The sequence below is a fragment of the Microcoleus sp. B4-D4 genome, from assembly GCF_036705185.1.
In the GTDB taxonomy this organism is placed as follows: domain Bacteria; phylum Cyanobacteriota; class Cyanobacteriia; order Cyanobacteriales; family Microcoleaceae; genus Microcoleus.
The window spans coordinates 71135-90861 of the sequence record NZ_JAUBTX010000013.1 but is presented as its reverse complement, the minus strand read 5'-3'; the positions used below and the strand labels follow the sequence as shown (position 1 = coordinate 90861).

Below are 19727 nucleotides of genomic sequence, written 5' to 3'. Positions count from 1 at the left end.
TGTTTTTCTCGTTCTTGGCGGATTAATTCTTGGCGGGCGAGTTCTTGTTTTTCTCGTTCTTGGCGGATTAATTCTTGGCGGGCGAGTTCTTGTTTTTCTCGTTCTTGGCGGATTAATTCTTGTCTGGCAAATTCTTGTCTTTCTATTTCTTGGCGGGCCAGTTCTTTTTTCTCTTGTTCTTTTCTCTCTATTTCTCGGCGGGCGAATTCTTTTTTCTCTCGCTCTTTTCTGGCTAGCTCTCTTACCTGTTCTTCCTCGGCTCTAGTTTTTTGTACAGAACGTGCTACTTGCCATTCGTAGGTAGCCACAGTGAGGTTTCCTTGATATTCGATGGTTTTGTCGATCGCCCGCTCAGTCAAAAAAGAACCGTGAGGAATGAGTCGCAGGTGGTTGAGCGCCATTTGCCACAGGCGTTGTGACTCTTCCCAAGTAGCAGGGTCGGCTTTAGAAGTGCGTCCAATTACAACAGCTCTGGCGGCTATTTTAGCAGCATCGTCCCAATTATTTTTAGCTCTTTCTTCTATTTGAATCTGACTTTGAGCGTTTTGGAGTTGCTCGGCAAGATTTTTGGATTGCTGGCGGTTCCAATGTTCTGGAGAAAACAGGTTGCTGTCGGGATTTTTCGCGATGTTATCTAATTCTACCTGGAGGCGATCGCGCAATTTGTATAGTTCCGGGAGCGATTGCGGAGTGTCGCCGTCTGGCTGTCGCCCTGAGAGTGCGAGTTGGTAGTTTAGGGAAGGTTGAGCCACTGTTGCGGGCACAGCAACCCAAATAATACCGATGACGACACCGAAAGTATTGACAATCGCGATCGTAATATATTTAACCCAGCGCATATAGTTTATCCTCTGACACCCAAATTATTTTACCTAATCTTGGTGCCTTTGGTAAGATTTTACGGTGATTTGGGCGAATAGGACTTAGCATGGGGCCGAGAAACCGGGTTTTTCTCAAAAATACTTTGTTGCTACCGACAGATTAGATAAAAAACCCCGTTTCTTTGTCGGAGTCGGTAAGTTCTGTTATGGGATATTTACGCCATCTTTTAGGCTTCCTCATTTTCTTTGATTGCTTGTTCAGTTTCCTCTGGATCAGCATCAGCATAAGCCCAAGCATTTACCAAGTCAGCGGCGGTTAAATCGGGAAATGATTATAGAATGATACCATCGGAAGCACCTAAACGGCGATCGCCCACCAGCGACCAAACGGGTATGCGAGTATTGCTAACACCAGCATCACCGCCGCACCATCCGGGAGTTTTTTTTATGCCGAGGGAACCGTTGGTTAAAGTTTGAAGTAAAATTTCTATAGCTGCTGCTTTATCTGCGATCGTTAAGGAAGCAAGATTGACTTTTAATTCGGTTATTATCATAGCTTAAGCTTCGGTTATGCCATAAATATAGCAATCCTAAATGAGTCGTAAATATTTTTACCCCACCCCAACCCTCCCCTTAGTAAGGGGAGGGAGTAAGAAATTCACAAATGATTTAGGATTGCTATATATGCTAAAAATTGTAGCTCAAAAATTTTAGGAAATATTTTTTCAAAAAACCCGGTTTGTTGCCGCGCACTCAAACTAAAGAAACCTGATTTTTCCAGTAATCTGTGGCTGTGTAGGAATTTTTTTTGCAAAAAACCCGGTTTCTGCCTTCCCACAAGTTAGAAGACTCGGCGATTGAAATCGCGACTAGACAAACGAAGTCAGCCTCCGCCGACTGAAGAGTATTGATATCAAAACCAAATCAAAACAAAAACCCGGTTTCTTGGAGAAACCGGGTTTAATCATACCAATTTCAAAAAATAATGCAACAGTATTCTTGTCCCCCCCCTTTGCAAGGGGGGGCTAGGGGGGGTCGAAGAGTATTGCATGATTTTAGAGAAATGGTATTATCTGCGTTAATTCGCGTTAATGTGCGATCGCAAAAATCCTACAACTGCTTCACCTCAGCAACTAATTTCGCAACCACATCCTTAGCGCTACCAAACAACATCATTGTCTTATCCTTGTAAAACAACTCATTGTCAACACCCGAAAAACCAGCACTCATCCCGCGCTTGATCACGATAGTATGCTTAGCCTTATCAACCTCCAAAATCGGCATCCCGTAAATCGGGCTCGCCGTATCGTGACGCGCCGCCGGATTCACCACATCATTCGCGCCGATTACCAACGCCACATCCGTTTCTTCAAATTGCGGGTTGATATCGTCCATATCGTACAACTGCGGATAAGGCACGTTTGCTTCCGCCAACAACACATTCATGTGCCCCGGCATCCGCCCAGCCACCGGGTGAATCGCGTATTTCACGTCAACACCCATTTTTTCCAAACCGTCGGCTAACTCGCGTACCGAATGCTGGGCTTGCGCTACAGCCATTCCGTAACCGGGAATAATTACCACCGATCGCGCATAGCCTAACATCATCGCACTTTCTTCGAGATTGATGCTGCGAACAGTTTTGTCAGTAGCACCAGCAGCAGCCCCAGCAGCCCCAGCACTAGCACCACCGCTACCAAAGGCGCTAAACAACACACTACCAAGCGATCGATTCATCGCCTTGCACATGATTTGCGTCAAAATAATCCCCGACGCGCCAACAAGTGCACCAGCGATAATCAGCATATTGTTCATCAAAATGAACCCAGCCACACTCGCCGCAATCCCCGAATAGGAGTTAAGCAGCGACACCACCACCGGCATATCACCACCGCCAATCGGCAGTACAAACATGATCCCCAGAATATTGGAAATCGCCACCAAAGCCAGGAATACCGGCACATCCTCCGGGTGAAACACCATATAACCGCTGCCGGCTAAAAGCGCGATCGCCAGCATCGCATTAAACGGCTGTTGCAGCGGAAACGTCATGGGCGCACCCGGTAGCAATTCTTGCAGCTTCGCAAACGCCACAAGGCTACCAGTGAAAGTAATTCCGCCAATCAACACACCCAAAAGGATCGTGATTGTCGTGTCAGGTGCCGGCGATTCCGCGATGCTGAGATAGCGCCAGAATTCGCCCACAGCAACAAGTGCAGAAGCCGCGCCCCCGAAACCGTTAAGCAAACCCACCATCTGCGGCATATCCGTCATTGCAACGGTTTTCGCCATAATTGTTCCCACAATGGAACCGATGATGATGCCGACAGCAATCAATTCGTAGCTGATAACTTGCCTTTCGAGTAAAGTACCGACGATCGCAATCAACATCCCGATCGCAGCTAACACGTTTCCTTGACGCGCAGTAGCCGGGGAACCCAATTGTTTCAAACCGACGATAAATAAAGATGCGGCCACTAGATAGCCTAGCTGAATGCCACTGGGCAGAAAATCGCTCACGCTTTGACCTCTTTTTTCTTGAACATTTGCAGCATTCGATCGGTTACTAAGAAACCGGCGACAACGTTAATTGTGGCAAGGGCGATCGCGATCGTCCCCAAAATCGAAGTAACAGTCACATTACCTTGGCCCGAAATCAGAATTGCGCCTAAAACTGCAATTCCTGAAATCGCATTCGATCCCGACATCAAAGGTGTGTGCAGCGTCGGCGGGACTTTATTAATTACTTCAAATCCCACAAACGACGCTAGCGTAAACACTACTAAACCTGCAATCAATCCTTCTGCCATAACAATTGGTAATGTGGTAATTGGAAATTGGTTATTAGTCATTAGTCATTAGTTATCAACTGTAAAAGCTTTAGCGTTTCCAAACCAGTTCAAACCTATTCACAGACTCCTGTTTACTGCCGAGGCCAGATCACCCCTAGCCCCCTTAATAAGAGGGGAACAAGAAGCATTCAAAGTCCCCCTTCTTAAGGGGGATTTAGGGGGATCTGGCCTTGGCTACAAACGAGATTTATCAATGGTTTTAGATTTAAGCTGACACTAATGAAACCACCTATTTTCCTACAAATAACCAATGACTAATGACTATTGACTACTAACTATTGACTGCTGAAGCCTCAGCCGTCAAAGCATCGCGAACTCGCTGGTTGCTAATTTCGCCGTCGCGGGCGACACAAGCACCAGCTATAATGTCATCTTCAAAATTCAAATTTAGTTGCTTATCTTTCAGCATCAACTGAAGCAAAGCCGAGACATTCTTCGAGTAAGTTTCGCTAGCGTGTACCGGCATCGAGGACGGCAAATTAATCGGCCCGATGACATTAACACCGTTCCATTCAACATCTTTCCCTGCTTCCGAACACTCGCAATTGCCGCCTTGTTCCGCCGCGAGGTCAACAATTACCGATCCCGGTTTCATTTGAGAAACCATTTCTCGGGTAACTAAAATAGGTGCTTTTCTGCCGGGAACTTGAGCGGTGGTAATCACTGCATCGGAGGCGCTGACGTGTTGGGTGAGCACTTGGCGGGTGTATTCTTTAGCGGCTTCTGATAGCTCTTTTGCATAGCCACCGGCGGCGACGGTTTCTTCTTTTAGTTCGACATCAACGAATTTAGCACCCAAGCTTTGCACTTGTTCTTTGGTTTCCGGGCGGATGTCGAAGGCTTCGACAACTGCACCCAAACGGCGCGCTGTGGCGATCGCCTGCAAGCCCGCAACGCCCACACCCATTACCAATATTTTCGCGGGGCGAATTGTACCCGCCGCCGTTGTCAGCATCGGGAAATATTTTGGCAATGCACAGGCTGCGATCAGTACGGCTTTATAACCGGCGACGTTGGCTTGGGATGACAGTGCATCCATGCTTTGGGCGCGGCTGGTGCGCGGGATCATTTCCATGCTGAATGCCGTTACTTTGCGATCGGCCAATCGCTGCACTAAAGCCGGATTTCCCAAAGGATTCAAAAATCCGATGAAAACGCCTCCTTCGCGAAGTTGATGAACTTCAGATTCTTGGATCTCCCCGATTTTGACGACGACATCGGCTTCGCCCCACAGCGTAGCGGTATCACCGATAACACGAGCTCCGGCTTCTTCGTAAGCAAGATCCGAGAAAAACGATTTTTCCCCGGCACCGGCCTCAACCCAAACTTCTACGCCCTGTTTGACTAATCGGGCTACAGCGTCGGGCACTAAGGCCACCCGGCGTTCCTCTGCTTTAAATTCTTTGGCGATCGCTAATTTCATAAGAAAAACTCGGCAAGTGGGAAACTCAGCGACTTCAGTCCTGAGAGGAAAACGGCTCGGCGATTTCAATCGCCTTGAATCCCCTTTCGGGGGTCGGAGAGGGAATTTAATTAACCTCTCCGATGAGGTATGGTTGCCTCAAACTCCCATTTCTGGGGTAATGTTCGCTTGTCGGTCAAGGTTATAAAGGCTTGTTAGACTTGCAGCATTGTCTCAGTGACTTTAAGACTGTTTAACTACAAATGACAGAGCAAGGAACTAGCGTCGCATTCGCCCGGTGTCGTGACCTGAATAACGTAGTCAGTTAAGACTTAGGCCCGTCAGAATAGCTTGTAATTTCTTACAAGCTCAGCGGCTTTAGCCCTGAGTTCCTGACTCTCCTTTACTCTAGACATAGACAGGGCGGTTAAAACCGCACGCATACATGGCGGTTTCAACCGCGCCTGGACGAGACAGGGCGGTTGAAACCGCCAGAAAGTCAGACAAAACCTGCAGACGCAGGTGGAAATTCAAATTTCCCAGTCCGCAGAGGTGTTCGGCGAGGGAAGCCGAGTCGCGGACATCGTTTGACAAGAAGCGATTTCAATTGCTGGCCCGGTGGCGGTTGAAATCTATTCTGCTGGCTTCTCACGTTGATAGTAAAGCCGATCGCCAAAAATACACTCGCTTCTTTAACTTGTCTTATAGATTCAATTTCGTTAAACTATTCAATTTGCAGCCGAGTATGGTACAATAAAACGCTGCCTAATTCTGTAGTTTAAATGTCTGTTGTCAGTATTACGCAAAAAAAAATTGATTGAATTCGGGCGATCGCACTCATCAAATTGCCAAAACAATCGCTATATTAAAGGCATTCATTGCAAACTGCCCGCAGTAAATATTTAAGGTTCCATTCTAATTTTGGTCAGAGGAGCGATTATGAGACGATTATTTTCAGCACTAGCAGTTACAGGTTGTTTGCTGACAGGCTTACCCGCCATCAGTTTAGCCCAAGGAATGCCGGGATTCACAATTTTCGGCGGCCCCGAGCGCGCCAACCAATTAAACTATCGCTTGGATTACGGTAAAGCAGGGATGAACGGTGACAGATACCGGCTGCGAATTCCTTCCAAAAAAGTAAGTTTGGCGATCGCCCAACTGAACATATCCTATCCAGACTACTACAAAGGCGAATTCGACCAAAAAGATATTAAAGTGCGCGTCAAAGACAAAACAATACAATTACAAGAAGTAATCTGGGACAAAGAAAATCGATTCATAGAAATTTATCCCGCAGAACCAATTCCAGCAGGTAGCAACGTTGAAGTTGTGCTCTCCAACGTCCAGAACCCAAGTCCCGGCGGAATGTACAATTTCAACCTCCGCATCCGCACCCCAGGGGACGTTCCATTGATGCGTTACCTGGGGACTTGGCTGTTAAGCATTGAGTGAGGAAAAGGGCACAAACCGATGAAGTCTTAGCCCCCCCTTAATAAGGGGGGGTTGGGGGGGGTAATATCTAGCGCTACTTGATGAAATTGGTATAACAGCCCGCAAATTCCCCAAAAAACCCGGTTTCTGAGCAACCCGCGATCGCCCAGAAACCGGGCTTTTTGTCGAAAAATACGCGGTAACAGCCCGCAAATTCCCCAAAAAACCCGGTTTCTGTGATCGGAGCGCATAAATCCTGAATACTCAAATGTCCACAAATACGTCAAAAGTATTATTTTTGGGCGATCGGACTCCCAAATCAACGAGCATCCTCTATACCTTAAGAAGGAGTCAACAACACAGTTAAATTCCCCATTCGATTGGGGGATGCGAGGCGGAGGGAGACTCCGCTATAAACAATAAATACAAAGGTTTTTAGGCGATTGTGGAAATCAATAGCCCAGGGGCGCTACCTACAAAATCTTTACCAATCAAATAGGATTGCTCGATCCGTACTGATACATGAATCTACAAGCAAAAATCAAATCCATAAAACTTCCTCCGGCCCTCAAATCTCGAAATTATCGCCTGTTTTTTGCAGGACAAGGCATCTCACTCATTGGCAATTGGATGACCCAAGTCGCTACTATTTGGCTGGTATACCATTTGAGCGATTCACCTTGGATGCTGGGCGTAGTGGGATTTACCAGTCAAATTCCCACATTAATTTTATTGCCTTTTGCAGGAGTTTTCATCGATCGCTGGAACCGGCACAGAGTCATAATTGCCACTCAAGTATTAGCAATGGTTCAATCCTTAGCCCTAGCATTTTTAGCGCTAACAGGAGTCGTGAACATCTGGCAAATTCTAGTATTGAGTTTCTTTCAAGGGGCAATTAATGCGTTTGACGCACCAGCACGACAAGCTTTCGTGCCCGAAATCGTAGACAAAAAAGAAGACTTAGCAAATGCGATCGCCCTCAACGCTTCCATGTTCAACGGAGCCAGATTGATCGGGCCAGCAATTGCAGGTTTGCTGATAGCGACAATCGGCTCTAGTTATTGTTTCCTGATTGACGGACTCAGCTACATCGCCGTAATTGCAGGCTTATTAGCGATGAAAATCAAGCCGCGCCAAATTGCCGCAACTAATACAAAACCCTTACAAAGATTAAAAGAAGGATTTGTTTACGCCTTCGGCTTTCCGCCGATTAGAGCAATTCTCATCTTATTATCATTAGTCAGCTTCGCCGGAATGTCACACACAATATTAGTCCCAATTTTTGCCACAAAAATACTCCACGGCGACGCAGAAACCCTCGGCTTTTTGATGGCAGCTTCTGGAGTCGGAGCATTTTCAGGCGCGATTTATTTAATTGGACGAAAAAGTGTCGTCGGTATCGGCAAATTAATTGCTATTTCCCCCGCCGTCATGGGATTCGGACTGATCGGTTTTGGTTTATCCCGCGTCTTGTGGCTGTCATTAATCATGATGTTATTCGTGGGGTGGGGTTTCATCATCCAATTTGCAGCAGGAAACACATTCTTGCAAACAATTGTAGAAGACGACAAACGCGGCAGAGTGATGAGCATCTACACAATGGCATTTTTTGGAGTCACACCATTTGGCAATTTAGTAGCCGGCGGATTGGCCAATTATATCGGCTCTCCCAACACAGTCATACTTGGCGGTATAATTTGTATTTTAGCAGCGATAGTTTTCAGCAAACAGTTGCCCGCTTTAAAACACTTAGTCCGACCAATTTATCAAAAAATGGGTTTAATTTCCTAAACAACCTGTAAACTTCTATCCTTCCCTCTTCCCATCTCTTTCTCAGCGCCCTCTGCGCCCTCTGCGGTAAAAAAATCCAAATTAAATACGCAACCAGAGGTTAAACCAATGGCAAATACCAGTGCAATTCCCCAACAGCAAAGCGACGATCACGTTCCCTTAAAAACCTGGATCGGCGTCATGGCAACAATGATCGGCGCTTTCATGGCAGTTTTGGACATCCAAATCACCAACGCTTCTCTGAAAGATATCCAAGCAGCTTTAGGCGCAACTTTAGAAGAAGGTTCTTGGATTTCCACCTCTTATCTAGTCGCAGAAATTGTAGTAATTCCGCTGACTGGTTGGCTATCGCAGGTGTTTTCTGTCCGCCGCTACATTTTGGTAAATGCCGCTTTCTTTGTATTCTTTTCTATGTGCTGCGCTTGGGCGTGGGATTTGAATTCAATGATTGTTTTTCGAGCTTTGCAGGGGTTGACGGGCGGCATTTTAATTCCGATGGCTTTTACGTTTTTGCTGACAAATTTACCGCCCAAAAAGCAACCAGTCGGCATGGCGATGTTTGCACTCACAGCTACTTTTGCACCATCCATCGGGCCGACATTGGGAGGTTGGCTGACGGAGAATTACGGCTGGCAATATGTCTTTTATTTAAATTTGGTTCCGGGGCTGCTGCTGCTAGCAGGTGTGTGGTATGCCGTCGTCCCGACGCCGATGCGGCTCGAACTGCTAAAAGGGGGCGACTGGTGGGGAATTACCTCAATGGCGATCGGCCTGGGTTCCCTGCAAGTTGTGTTAGAAGAAGGCAGCCGCAAAGACTGGTTTAGTTCTGATTTGGTTTTGCGTTTAAGCATAGTTTCTGCAATATTTCTCAGCGCTTTTTTCTGGATTGAACTAACTAGAAAAAAACCGTTTATTAACCTACGATTATTGACTCGCCGCAATTTCGCTTTAGCAACTGTTGTGAATGTTTCTTTGGGGGTGGGATTGTACGGTTCGGTGTTCATTTTGCCCCTGTATTTAGGTCAGATTCAGCAGTATAATGCCATGCAAATTGGCGAGGTGATTATGTGGGGCGGCGTGCCGCAGTTATTCCTCGTGCCGATGGTGCCGAAATTGATGCAGCGAATAGATACGCGGCTGATGATTGGCATCGGTGTGAGTTTGTTTGCGGTGAGTTGTTTTATGAATGCCAGCATGACTCACGAGACGGGCATCGATCAGTTGCGTTGGTCGCAATTAGTGCGAGCAATGGGACAGCCTTTGATTATGGTGCCGCTGTCAAGTATTGCCACGGCTGGTATGGCAAAACACGAGGCTGGTTCTGCTTCGGGTTTGTTTAATATGATGCGAAATCTGGGAGGTTCGATGGGGATTGCGGCGCTAGGAACTTTGGTGACGATGCGCGAGCAATTTCACTCGAATCGATTAGGGGAATCTGTTTCTTTGTACAATCAGGCAACGCAGGAGAGAATGAATCAAATGACTCAGTATTTTGTGAGTCGCGGTGCTGATGCAAGTGTGGCGCATAACCAAGCAATTCAGGCAATTGATAATCTTGTGCGCCGCGAAGCTTATGTCATGGCTTTTAATGATTGTTTTTACTTTGTGGGAATTGCTTTGTTGTTAAGTGGGATTGCTATTTTGGGTTTTAAAAAAGTGAAACCGGGTGCTGGTGGTGGGGGCGCTCATTGATTATGTTTTGGGGTGGCAGTTGGTAGGGTAGACATTGCGAACCCTACTAATGTTCACCATTCTTGTTGGGCTTCTGCTTCTGCTTTGATTAAATTTTGCCGCAGTTGCACCCAATTTATTTGATCGGAGGGCGAGTTTTCGAGGAGTTTTCCGCGCTGTAAATGCAGGACTCTTGTGCTAAATTGCTCGGATAATTCTAATTGGTGGTTGACCATTAAAATTGTGGTTTTGCCGTTGGTTAGCTGTGTCAATACTTGCAAAAGATGGGCGGCTTTTCCGGCGTCTAGGGCGGATGTTGGTTCGTCTAAAAGCAAGATTTTTGGTTGTAGGATGATGCCGCGGGCGATCGCCACGAGCTGTTTTTGGCCTGTGGAAAGCTGCAATTCGGTGCGATCGAGCCATTCTTGGGGTATGTGTAATTGTGCGATCGCCCCGCTAATTCTCTCAGCAATGTCTGATGCAGCCACACCCCGCAACTTCAAAGGATAAGCCAACGCTTCCCGCACCGACATCCCCAAAAGCTTGGATTCTTGCAGGATCAGGGTGATTTGTCTGCGGAGTTCGATCGCCGGAATTTGCCGGTAATCCTGATTTTCCAGATAAATCGAGCCGCTGGTGGGGCTGCTGAGTCGGTTTAACAAGCGCAACAGCGTAGTTTTCCCAGCCCCCGAAGGGCCGACAATTGCGATGCGATCGCCCTTGTGCACATCAAACGAGATATTGTCTAATAAGTAGCTAGAGGCGATCGGTGTTTTCAAACTTACACCATCAACACGCAATTGAGGAATTGTTTCTGTATTATTTTGTGAATAATTAGGCATTGAATTAATTTAAAATCCCAAAAAGTTGCACATATTTCGATCACCCTAAATCCCCCTTAAGAAGGGGGACTTTGAGCGGAATCTTGTCCCCCCCTTATTAAGGGGGGTTAGGGGGGATCAGAATTCTATGCAACGACCTATAAAATTGGTATGAGTCGAGGACGATCGCAACTAAATTCATCCGTGTATCCGTGTCGTTATCCTTTTCCTTCTCAAACCTTCACAGCTTTATCCAAAGGAAAACCCAAATGTTCGCGCTGTTCCAAATAAAGCTGAGCAACCCTGCGCGCCAAATTCCGAATCTTGGTAATATACCGAGTTCTTTCCGTCACCGAAATCACACCTCTAGCATCAAGCAAATTGAAAGTGTGAGAACATTTGAGTACATAATCAAGACTAGGCAAAACCAAGCCTTTTTGTGTTAATTGTTCAGCTTCTTGCTCGTATAATCCAAACAAAGTAAACAACAATTCAGGATTAGAAGCTTCAAAATTATAAGTACATTGTTCTATTTCCCCTTGCAGGAAAACATCGCCGTAAGTTATGCCATCTTTCCACTGAATTTTCGTCATCGCATCGACTTCTTGGAGATACATTGCTAGGCGTTCTAGTCCGTAGGTAATTTCAATGGAGACGGGGCGACAGTCAATGCTACCGCACTGTTGAAAATAGGTAAATTGGGTGATTTCCATGCCGTCGAGCCAAACTTCCCAGCCGACGCCCCAAGCTCCGAGGGTGGGCGATTCCCAGTTGTCTTCTACGAAACGAATGTCGTGGTCTTCTGGGCGAATTCCTAATGCTCTGAGGGAGTCTAAATAGATGTCTTGGATGTTGGGAGGAGAGGGTTTAATTAAAACTTGATATTGATAGTAATGTTGGAAGCGGTTGGGATTTTCGCCGTAGCGTCCGTCGGTGGGGCGGCGACAGGGTTCGATGTAGGCGACTGACCAAGGTTCGGGCCCAATTGCTCTGAGAAAGGTGTGGGGATTCATGGTTCCTGCACCTTTTTCTGTGTCGTAGGATTGGGCGATCAGGCATCCTCGATCGCTCCAGAATTTGTTTAAGGTGGCAATGACTGATTGAAAGTTCACTGGTTTAAATATGGCTAGTAGGTGTCTCAACTTATTTAAGCATACTCAAGGCACGGTTTATTCAAATAAACCCTGCCGAAATTAGATAAGACAGGATTTATAGCGAATTGCCCTACTCTGCTTTTTCCTGTTTGCGTTTTTCGATTTCGGCGATCGGGAGCAATAAGTTTTCTTTGATTTTCTCTCCTGTTTTTGTACTAACGCTGTTAAATCTCAGAGCAATAATAAGACAATCAACTAATAACTTATTTGCTTCATAATATCTACTTAAATCTTCTTTCTGTTTGTCATCAAGTAACCAGTGGTGAGGAATGTCTCTATGGTGGCTTATAGTATTTTTTAATAAATTCAAAAAATCTTCATTTTTACCCTCGTTAAACAAATTATTCCATAAGTCGATAATTTCACGACCTTCCCGATCTTTTTCACTTGCAATCAATTTGCTTTTAATAATAAGCATTTTATTCCATAAACAAAGTAGTCGATCATAAATCTCATTAAAAAATATTCCTCGACTACTAGCAGCATTAATGATGTTAAAAATTTGGAGTAAGCATTTTTCTAGTTCATTAACTTGTTGGTTTAGAACACAAGGCTGTGTAAGAAAAAAAGGAAACGATGGAAGAAATCTTATTAACCAATAAAGTAAATTATCTAATATTAAAACAAAATCTATTACTTCCTTGTTGAGTCTATTGTATAGGGATAAATGATTTAATATATTCGCATCCGATATGAATGCATCAGAAATGCTATAAGCATTAAATAAATCCAAATAAAAACACCTGCATTCAGATATTAATCCAGTAGTAAAAATATTTTCTTTCAAATCTTCACTTGATAAAGTTACAATATCTTTTTCTAAAGCAACAGCGTCAAGCATTTTTATACTCATACTTATCCAATGAGAGATTTCTAGAGCTGCTAAGTTAGATTTTCGATCTATCCAGTGAATTATTTCGCCTACAATAGAGATGTTTCTTTGTATTTCTATAACTCTTATATTAATAAATTCAAGATGAGTGCTAGAGTCTTTCAGTAATTCAATTGTCAGCAAAAATATTTCTTTCCACGGCCTCTCTGTAATGTGATTTACGAATTTTTCTAGCTCGGATAGCTTGCAAAACCACTTCGCTACTAAATACTCTTGAAACGTCAGGTGTGAAAATGACCAATAGCCTGCCGAGCGCTCGATCAGTAATCCGGTTTCTGTCTCGAATATTTTCATAATGTTTCTGGCAGTAGAACGTTCAACTCCAAAATAGTTACAAATGAATTTTTCTAGAGTTTGTTCTTCAGGGAAATAGTCATTTTTCTCAAATAACATTACTGCTAACTCTGCCAAAAACTCCTCTTTGATGTCAATGGTTAATTTCCGATCGCTGGGCATTCGTTTCAGTCGCTCCAATAACTGACGTATGCCTTTTTCATAAAGCTGAGAACGCTTTTTAGGTAGGTTGCCTTGTTCATCCCGAAAAACTGCACAAATCAAATTTAACAGTACGGGTGTAACGGTTAGTTCTGCAATAGTTTTGTTCTCTGCTGCTCGAAGTTGCTGCTGTAATTGAGGTGCAAGGGATGCCTGAGCACCTGAATCGACTATCTTGAACCAATTTTCCACGAATCGATCTACTTGTTCAGGCGTAAAGTTATCGACTTCGACATCCGTAAAACCTTCTAGCTCTTTTTGGCTCTGGGTTCGGCAGGTAATGACCAATCGGTTGTTTCGGTATCCAACAAAATCTCGTACCGCGTCAATTACCTTTTCCATATCGTCTGAAGGCACTTCATCCAAACCATCAAGCAATACTAACGATCTTCCCTGCACTAAAATCTCTTTGACATTGGCATCGCACCCGTTCGATTGCTTGGATAATGCTTCAGCCAAATAATCCAACAGATCCCACGACGTTTCGTGCGCCCTTTTTGCAAACTCTGGCAACGTAACAAACAGCGGTACTAAATCAGCGAAAAAATTTTCCTCTGGCTGAATGCACTTTACTGCCAATGATTTAAGAAATGTTGTTTTTCCTGCTCCAGGTTTACCTAACACCAACAATTTGGCGTAGTCTTTGATGACTGAGATTGCCTCCACTCCTTTCTGTTTAACCTGACTCAAACTCAGGCGATCGAAATCCTGGCGATTACCTGGTTCATATTCGCCCCGCCAGTTAGAAAAATGACGTGAAGAACTGACTTGCTCTAACACATTCAAGTCAATGTAAATTTTGTCCACTGGCACAGGTTGACTCACTGAGAACATCCGCATTGTGCCGATGATGCTATGTGGGGCAGTGATGAAAGGCAAAAGGCGCGATCGTACTTGCTGAACTAACGCATCAATATCACCAGTGTGGCTTGATCCCGATACTGTTGGGTTGCTGGTTAACAACGTTGTTGGTTTGAGAGCGGTCGGCAGATCGGCAACTTCTTGCCACTTCAGCTTCAACGCAGCACAGATTTCTTTGAAAACTTTGGCGCTTTTCGGAGCACCATCAAAAAATTCGTCAATGGTTGTTCGAGAAATACCAACCGTATCTTTTCCAGAAGCTCCTTTCTTGTTTGCACGGGTAGCACTGATGTGGGCTGCCAGATCGGATTTGGTAACAAATGAGTTTGCAAGTGACTCGTTTGCTTTTTGTATTCCTGTAGTCGAGAGTTTGAGCGATCGTCCCACCTGTCCAGTCATAGTTCCTATTTCAGCCTTTTAATGATTATAGCCACCTGAACAGAACTTGAACAGAACTTGGACAGAAGATTGCAAGCCATTGGACATGACCTGAACCAGCCTCCTATCTTGCATTTGGCAGATTGTTGAGAGTTTCAACAAAGATGACCAACATGAAGATTTCAAATAAGAAAAAATGGCTCAAAGTAACCGAGTTTGCTGTGGTGGGCGTTGCCACTTGCCTCAATCCCCACGCAGGATTTCTACTGTTTCTACTCAAGCTGTGCTTTCAAATTTTGACTGCATTGCAGAAAGATGAGACGAGTGAAATAGATAAAAGCTAGAAATCCCCGATCGCCTTTGCGAAAAAAATCAATAAGGCGATCGGTTCGCCATAGTTCTCTCTTGGCATGGTATAGTACCCATCTTCGATTCGCATCGACAACTCATGAAAACAGACACCATTTTCTACAGCCTGTTTCAGGAATTCCCCAGCTTCTTCTTTGAACTGATCGATCGCCCTCCAGACGAAGCCACCGCCTATGAATTCACCTCCCGCGAAATCAAGCAACTCGCATTCCGCATCGACGGGTTATTTCTCCCCAAAACCGAAGAACCTGAAAAACCATTTTACTTGGCGGAAGTTCAGTTTCAACCCGATCCCGACTTGTACTACCGCATCTTTGGCGAACTCTTTCTCTATCTGCGACAATACAAACCCCTCAATCCTTGGCGCGTCGTTGTCATCTATCCCAATCGTCGCATCGAACACGAACAGATGCTGCAATTTCAGGAACTCTTAACCAGTCAGCGGGTGCAACGGATTTACCTCGATGAATTGCCAGAAGCCGCAGATCGATCGCTCGGAGTGAAAGTTGTTAAACTGGTAATTGAGCCAGCAGAGACAGCCGCAGAACAAGCACGGCAATCGATTGCAATGGCCCGCCAACAGTTGTCCGATCCGATCGTTCTACGCGATTTAATTAACCTCATCGAAACAATTATCGTCTACAAACTCCCCCAGAAAAGCCGCGAGGAAATTGCCGCCATGTTGAATTTAAGCGAACTCAGACAAACTCGATTTTATCAGGAAGTCAAGCAAGAAGGTTTAGAAGAAGGACTCGAACAAGGGCTCGAACAAGGTGAGAGACAGGCGAAGTTAGAAGCCATTCGTCGGATGCTAGCGTTTGGAATGAATTTAGAGACGATCGCACAATTATTAGATTTGTCTCTCGAATTTGTGCGGCAAACACTTAAAAAAATCCAACGCGAATCGATGTCAGTCCCCGAACAAAATATCGACTCGTCGATCGAACTCTTAACTCAGCAGCGATCGCTCTTTTCTGCAGAACAATTAACCGAACTAGCGCAGCTAATCGAACCCTTACCTGATGATATCGATGTGCTTTCAGAAGCAATTTCATCATGGACTGAAAATTACCCTTCAATTCAGGAAGCTCGATCCAAACTGCTCGAACCACTACCGCCGGCTAAGGCATCAGAAAAAGCAGCAGTCACCCGAGAAAGTAGCGAATCTCAACTCCGCGATCGCCTCAACAAACAAGCTCTCAAAAATGCCATTTTATTGTAGCGCGATATTCGATAATATTGTAGGGACACGGCACTGCCGTCTCCTAATTTCTAATAAACAGAATAGTCAGAGCCCCGACTTCTTGAATAAGTCGGGGCTCTGACTGTGAAAAAGTTTAGATTACTTTCTCGTTTAGTCTGCCGGAGCGAGGGAAACTAACAGAGTGATGTTGTCAACGCCGATGACATAAACCGTGTCTCCCGGTGTGAGTGTGATTTGGCGATCGCACCGTGCGGGCCACCAGCTACCTTGAAAGCGGACGCGACCTGTTTGATTCGGATAAATCGATTCATCGACGATTGCTTCTTCGTTGAAGTAGTGAAAGTTGGTATTGATGTAGTTGTCGATTAACATATTATTTGCTGTGCTGTAGGTGTGGACAGAAAAAATAGAACCGAAAGCTTTTGCTAAATTGAACATTTTACGAACTCCTTTTGTGTTAAAATATAGGAAATTTTTAGATGCTGTTTCTGCTATTTAAAAGGCTGCATTTCCTGATTTTCGATGCTGTGATTTAGTCGGCGGGAGCGAGGGAAACTAACAGAGTGATGCTGTCAACGCCGATGACATAAACGGTGTCTCCCGGTGTGAGGGTGATTTGGCGATCGCACCGTGCGGGCCACCAGCTACCTTGAAAGCGGACGCGACCTGTTTGGTTCGGGTAAATCGATTCATCGACCACGGCTTCTTCGTTGAAGTAGTGAAAATTGGTGTTGACGTAATTTTTGATTAACATATTGTTGGCGGTGTTGTATCCTTGAGTAGAAAAGATTGAGCCGAAAGCTTTTAATACGTTGAACATGATATTTACTCCTGTTGTGTTAAAATATATGGATGTGTAATTGTCTGTTTCTGCTATTTGAGAGGCTGCATTTCCTGGTTAAGATTGATTAATTGCCCAGATATTTCATTGTTCTTGTCTGAGGTGCTTCCATCCGGATCAAAAACAAAAATTTTTTGATTTTTTTTTGGGATTTGAGCGACGGTTACGGGGAGTCTAAATTGAGTAATTCCAAGGTATTGAATTAAGGATTTAGCTGTCGCTTAGTTGCTGGGATTTGTCTCACTGGTAGATGTTGTTAGCTACATTAGCGCTTGGGTGATTCCGCATTACTACTGCTGTGAAGATGTTTTCTTTTTGGATTTGAGGATTTTTTGAATCGGTTGTGACTCGCTTGCTTTACACTTACTAATTTATAAAAAGTCGAAGGTATGTGGTGCGATCGATCTGACACTTTCCGTCTCTGGTACTGGCACAGGACAGTAAGCAACGGTAAAACAACGATTAATCAATGGTTTGAGGCTGATTCTCTGGCTGGTGGCTGTGCCAATTTAGCAAAGTGGACTACCGCAGGCGGTGAATTCTAAGTTTACACAATGTCCATCGGCCAATCCGGAACATCCGTACATATCTAGCCCGTGACTCATAGGTGCGATCGTTCGGATTTCAGCCCCCTTTCATCTGATCGGGACTGAAGTGCGATGCTGCGAACCGATTTTAAGTTCGATCGTTCGGACTTCAGTCCTCTCTCGTCTAAAGCCCGATCGGGACTACAGTGCGATGCTGCGAACCGATTTTAAGTTCGATCGTTCGGACTTCAGTCGTCTCTCGTCTGATGATGAGCACTAAAGTCATCACTACGAACCGAGGCTGTAATCGCAATTATTCAACAAATCGAACTTAAAATCAATTCATAAATTCAGAATTTTATATTCATAAAAGTCATAATTAGAGAAAATTTTCTTGATACTGCATAATTGTTACAGGAATTCTGAATAAAATTTTAGCTAACTGAGACAAACCGAACTTAAATTTCAGGGACTGCGGTAAATCTTGCACAGAAACTGCTACGAAGCCAAAGCGACTGTAAAATGCTGCGAGTCGCTTTCCCAAACATTCTAAATATAGCGGTTCCGTAGCCTGTTGAATTAAATATTGTGTGAGATAGGTGCCCAAATTGCGATCGCGCCAATCCTTCGCCACCACCAAACTACCCAACTCTTGCGCGCCGGAAAAGTTCCGCAACTGTCCGCAAGCAGCCAACTTTCCCTCACATTCGATGACCCAGAATTGCTCCCAGCGCAACTGAGTAGGATCGAGTTTAGCGCTCCACACCAACCTTCTAATTGATTTGATATCTTGTTTCAACGCTGGTCGGATTGTGCATTTTGGGGGTAAGGAAAAATGACTTTCATTCATGATGATTCCTGTTGGCTTTCTCGTTTGGCTTGGGCTTTCAACATCCTTTCTTTTAACCGTGCATTTCTCTCGGCAATTTCGGGATTTCCCTCATACCAAGGCGGAACATCGTCATAATCGGGGATTCCATCATCTATCAGATAGCGCGCGTTGGGTTGCTTGGGATAACCTGCAGCCAATCCTCCAGTACAGATCGCAAATAAAGCTGTATTTTCAGCAGCTTTTAATGCTCTCTTTGCAGCAGGAGAAACTCTCACAATATCGCCGCCCTCAAGTGTCAATAGTTCCCCATCTACAACCATCAAGCCCTTGCCTTCAACTACAATATAGACTTCTTCTTGTTCTGCGTGGCTGTGAGTAAAGGTGTAGCCCTCGCCAGCCGGCAAGCGAATCAAACCTAAAGCTACTCCTTGCAGATTTAGCTGTCGCCAAGGGTTGGTGAGTTGGGGCAAATTCTTAAAATCAAAGTGAGCTTTACTGAATTTATTGTTATTTTCAGAATCTAGTTCCATATTATCTATTTAAGTAGAAGAGGTGTTAATAAAAATTATACCAGCGACGCGCTTCAAAATGCGAAACACTTCGTAACAATCCTTGGCGCGATTACGAACTCATAAGATAAAGCGTACTGCGGATTGTCTTATTTAACCAATTTAATCAATCTGAAGTTGCTGCCATTTGTCAGAAGCCCAAAAGTTGGTCTATCAGGAGTGGGGTTACTCAGCTTTTACGGTATCTTCTATCATGGGGTACTCGGCACTGTTAATATACCCAACATTTACTTTGTCTAAATATCGCTTTTCTTCCTCAGTAACTTCTGGTAAATCGTCAATCCATTCCCGAAAAAATTGTTCATCTTCAGCAAGTTGGAAGTTGAATTTTGTCTTGACATCACCGAGTGTCAGTGTTTTTGCTTGAATGCTTTGTGTCATAATTTTCTGTAGCTCTTAACTAGTTGTAACTGATTGTAGCAGATCGATTGTCGATCGCCCCCAGCAACACCTCCGCGCCAAACCGCACCGGATAGGTACAAGATAATCCCGTTTCTGCTTGAATTTCAGCTATTGCTAACAGCGCATCTGCCTCATTTAAGTGATGAGTGTTAAGGGCGGATCGCGCTAACTTTTGCCCCGACAAAAGCACCCGCCGCAGCCACCATTTCGTACAATTCAACCACTTTCAACAAACTCGGAATCGATACCTGCGGGTGATGCGGCTGCGCGTGCTTTTTTACCCAGCCAGTCGTAGATTGCCATGTCGATGCCGGGGTGGGCTGCGGTATATTGTGGCATAATTATAGTTAGGTAAAGCGCCCTGCAGCGCGCTATATTAACAGGTAATCAGGTAAGCAAGTAAAGTGTACCGCA

At 44.8% G+C, this 19727-nt stretch carries 18 protein-coding genes and 2 pseudogenes; 5 read left to right on the top strand and 15 right to left on the bottom strand.

The window, feature by feature from the left end; all coding sequences use genetic code 11:
• The 5 genes and pseudogenes from QUB13_RS13010 to QUB13_RS12990 form a co-directional block, all read right to left on the bottom strand.
• Positions 1-839 (bottom strand): annotated as a pseudogene (locus QUB13_RS13010) (protein-arginine deiminase family protein); the annotation flags it as partial.
• Positions 840-1048: 209 nt separating this feature from the next.
• Positions 1049-1375, bottom strand: a pseudogene (locus QUB13_RS13005) (DUF433 domain-containing protein).
• Positions 1376-1931: 556 nt separating this feature from the next.
• A complete protein-coding gene (locus QUB13_RS13000; protein WP_333381269.1) occupies positions 1932-3341 on the bottom strand; it encodes an NAD(P)(+) transhydrogenase (Re/Si-specific) subunit beta in 1410 nt (469 codons plus the stop codon).
• A complete protein-coding gene (locus QUB13_RS12995; RefSeq protein WP_106150865.1) occupies positions 3338-3631 on the bottom strand; it encodes an NAD(P) transhydrogenase subunit alpha in 294 nt (97 codons plus the stop codon). Before QUB13_RS12995 ends, QUB13_RS13000 begins: the two co-directional genes overlap by 4 nt.
• Positions 3632-3944: 313 nt before the next feature.
• Entirely contained in the window at positions 3945-5096 is a 1152-nt protein-coding gene (locus tag QUB13_RS12990; RefSeq protein WP_333381267.1) for a Re/Si-specific NAD(P)(+) transhydrogenase subunit alpha, read from the bottom strand.
• A 918-nt stretch (positions 5097-6014) separates the two neighbouring features.
• On the opposite strand from QUB13_RS12990, the gene QUB13_RS12985 reads away from it, so the two are divergent.
• The 3 genes from QUB13_RS12985 to QUB13_RS12975 all read left to right on the top strand — a co-directional run bounded on the left by QUB13_RS12985 (position 6015) and on the right by QUB13_RS12975 (position 9989).
• Entirely contained in the window at positions 6015-6527 is a 513-nt protein-coding gene (locus tag QUB13_RS12985; protein WP_194067891.1) for a DUF2808 domain-containing protein, read from the top strand.
• 501 nt (positions 6528-7028) lie between these two features.
• Complete coding sequence (locus tag QUB13_RS12980) at positions 7029-8297, top strand: MFS transporter (protein ID WP_333381264.1); 1269 nt, start codon at positions 7029-7031, stop codon at positions 8295-8297.
• A 108-nt stretch (positions 8298-8405) separates the two neighbouring features.
• Positions 8406-9989 carry an MDR family MFS transporter gene (locus QUB13_RS12975; RefSeq protein ID WP_333381260.1) on the top strand — a complete coding sequence of 528 codons (1584 nt, stop codon included), beginning with the start codon at positions 8406-8408 and terminating at the stop codon, positions 9987-9989.
• 53 nt (positions 9990-10042) lie between these two features.
• Here QUB13_RS12975 and QUB13_RS12970 read toward each other — a convergent pair whose 3' ends face one another.
• The 3 genes from QUB13_RS12970 to QUB13_RS12960 form a co-directional block, all read right to left on the bottom strand.
• Positions 10043-10810, bottom strand: coding sequence for an ABC transporter ATP-binding protein (locus QUB13_RS12970; protein ID WP_333381257.1), 768 nt, complete (start codon positions 10808-10810; stop codon positions 10043-10045).
• A gap of 212 nt (positions 10811-11022) precedes the next feature.
• Positions 11023-11901: a glycine--tRNA ligase subunit alpha gene (glyQ, locus tag QUB13_RS12965; protein ID WP_333381254.1), complete on the bottom strand. Its 879-nt coding sequence runs from the start codon at positions 11899-11901 to the stop codon at positions 11023-11025.
• Between the two features lie 112 nt (positions 11902-12013).
• Positions 12014-14590, bottom strand: a complete 2577-nt coding sequence (locus QUB13_RS12960; RefSeq protein ID WP_333381251.1) for an NACHT domain-containing protein — start codon at positions 14588-14590, stop codon at positions 12014-12016.
• Positions 14591-14742: 152 nt separating this feature from the next.
• Here QUB13_RS12960 and QUB13_RS12955 point away from each other — a divergent pair, with 152 nt between their 5' ends.
• Both QUB13_RS12955 and QUB13_RS12950 read left to right on the top strand, forming a co-directional pair.
• Positions 14743-14913: a hypothetical protein gene (locus tag QUB13_RS12955; RefSeq protein ID WP_293297865.1), complete on the top strand. Its 171-nt coding sequence runs from the start codon at positions 14743-14745 to the stop codon at positions 14911-14913.
• A 104-nt stretch (positions 14914-15017) separates the two neighbouring features.
• A complete protein-coding gene (locus QUB13_RS12950; RefSeq protein ID WP_333381247.1) occupies positions 15018-16160 on the top strand; it encodes an Rpn family recombination-promoting nuclease/putative transposase in 1143 nt (380 codons plus the stop codon).
• Positions 16161-16292: 132 nt separating this feature from the next.
• On the opposite strand, the gene QUB13_RS12945 is transcribed toward QUB13_RS12950, so the two are convergent.
• The 7 genes from QUB13_RS12945 to QUB13_RS12915 form a co-directional block, all read right to left on the bottom strand.
• Complete coding sequence (locus QUB13_RS12945; protein ID WP_333381244.1) at positions 16293-16580, bottom strand: NfeD family protein; 288 nt, start codon at positions 16578-16580, stop codon at positions 16293-16295.
• Between the two features lie 94 nt (positions 16581-16674).
• Positions 16675-16962, bottom strand: coding sequence for an NfeD family protein (locus QUB13_RS12940; RefSeq protein ID WP_194067885.1), 288 nt, complete (start codon positions 16960-16962; stop codon positions 16675-16677).
• Positions 16963-17889: 927 nt separating this feature from the next.
• Entirely contained in the window at positions 17890-18360 is a 471-nt protein-coding gene (locus QUB13_RS12935; RefSeq protein WP_333381242.1) for a GNAT family N-acetyltransferase, read from the bottom strand.
• On the bottom strand, positions 18357-18872 hold the full coding sequence (locus QUB13_RS12930; protein ID WP_194067883.1) for a cupin domain-containing protein: 516 nt from the start codon (positions 18870-18872) through the stop codon (positions 18357-18359). The genes QUB13_RS12935 and QUB13_RS12930 overlap by 4 nt, the downstream gene beginning before the upstream one ends.
• 204 nt (positions 18873-19076) lie before the next feature.
• The gene (locus tag QUB13_RS12925; RefSeq protein WP_333381239.1) at positions 19077-19292 is read right to left on the bottom strand and encodes a hypothetical protein; all 216 of its coding nucleotides are present in this window, start codon (positions 19290-19292) and stop codon (positions 19077-19079) included.
• Between the two features lie 19 nt (positions 19293-19311).
• The gene (locus tag QUB13_RS12920; protein ID WP_333381236.1) at positions 19312-19533 is read right to left on the bottom strand and encodes a DUF1611 domain-containing protein; all 222 of its coding nucleotides are present in this window, start codon (positions 19531-19533) and stop codon (positions 19312-19314) included.
• Complete coding sequence (locus tag QUB13_RS12915; protein WP_333381234.1) at positions 19530-19652, bottom strand: hypothetical protein; 123 nt, start codon at positions 19650-19652, stop codon at positions 19530-19532. Before QUB13_RS12915 ends, QUB13_RS12920 begins: the two co-directional genes overlap by 4 nt.
• Positions 19653-19727: the final 75 nt, after the last annotated feature.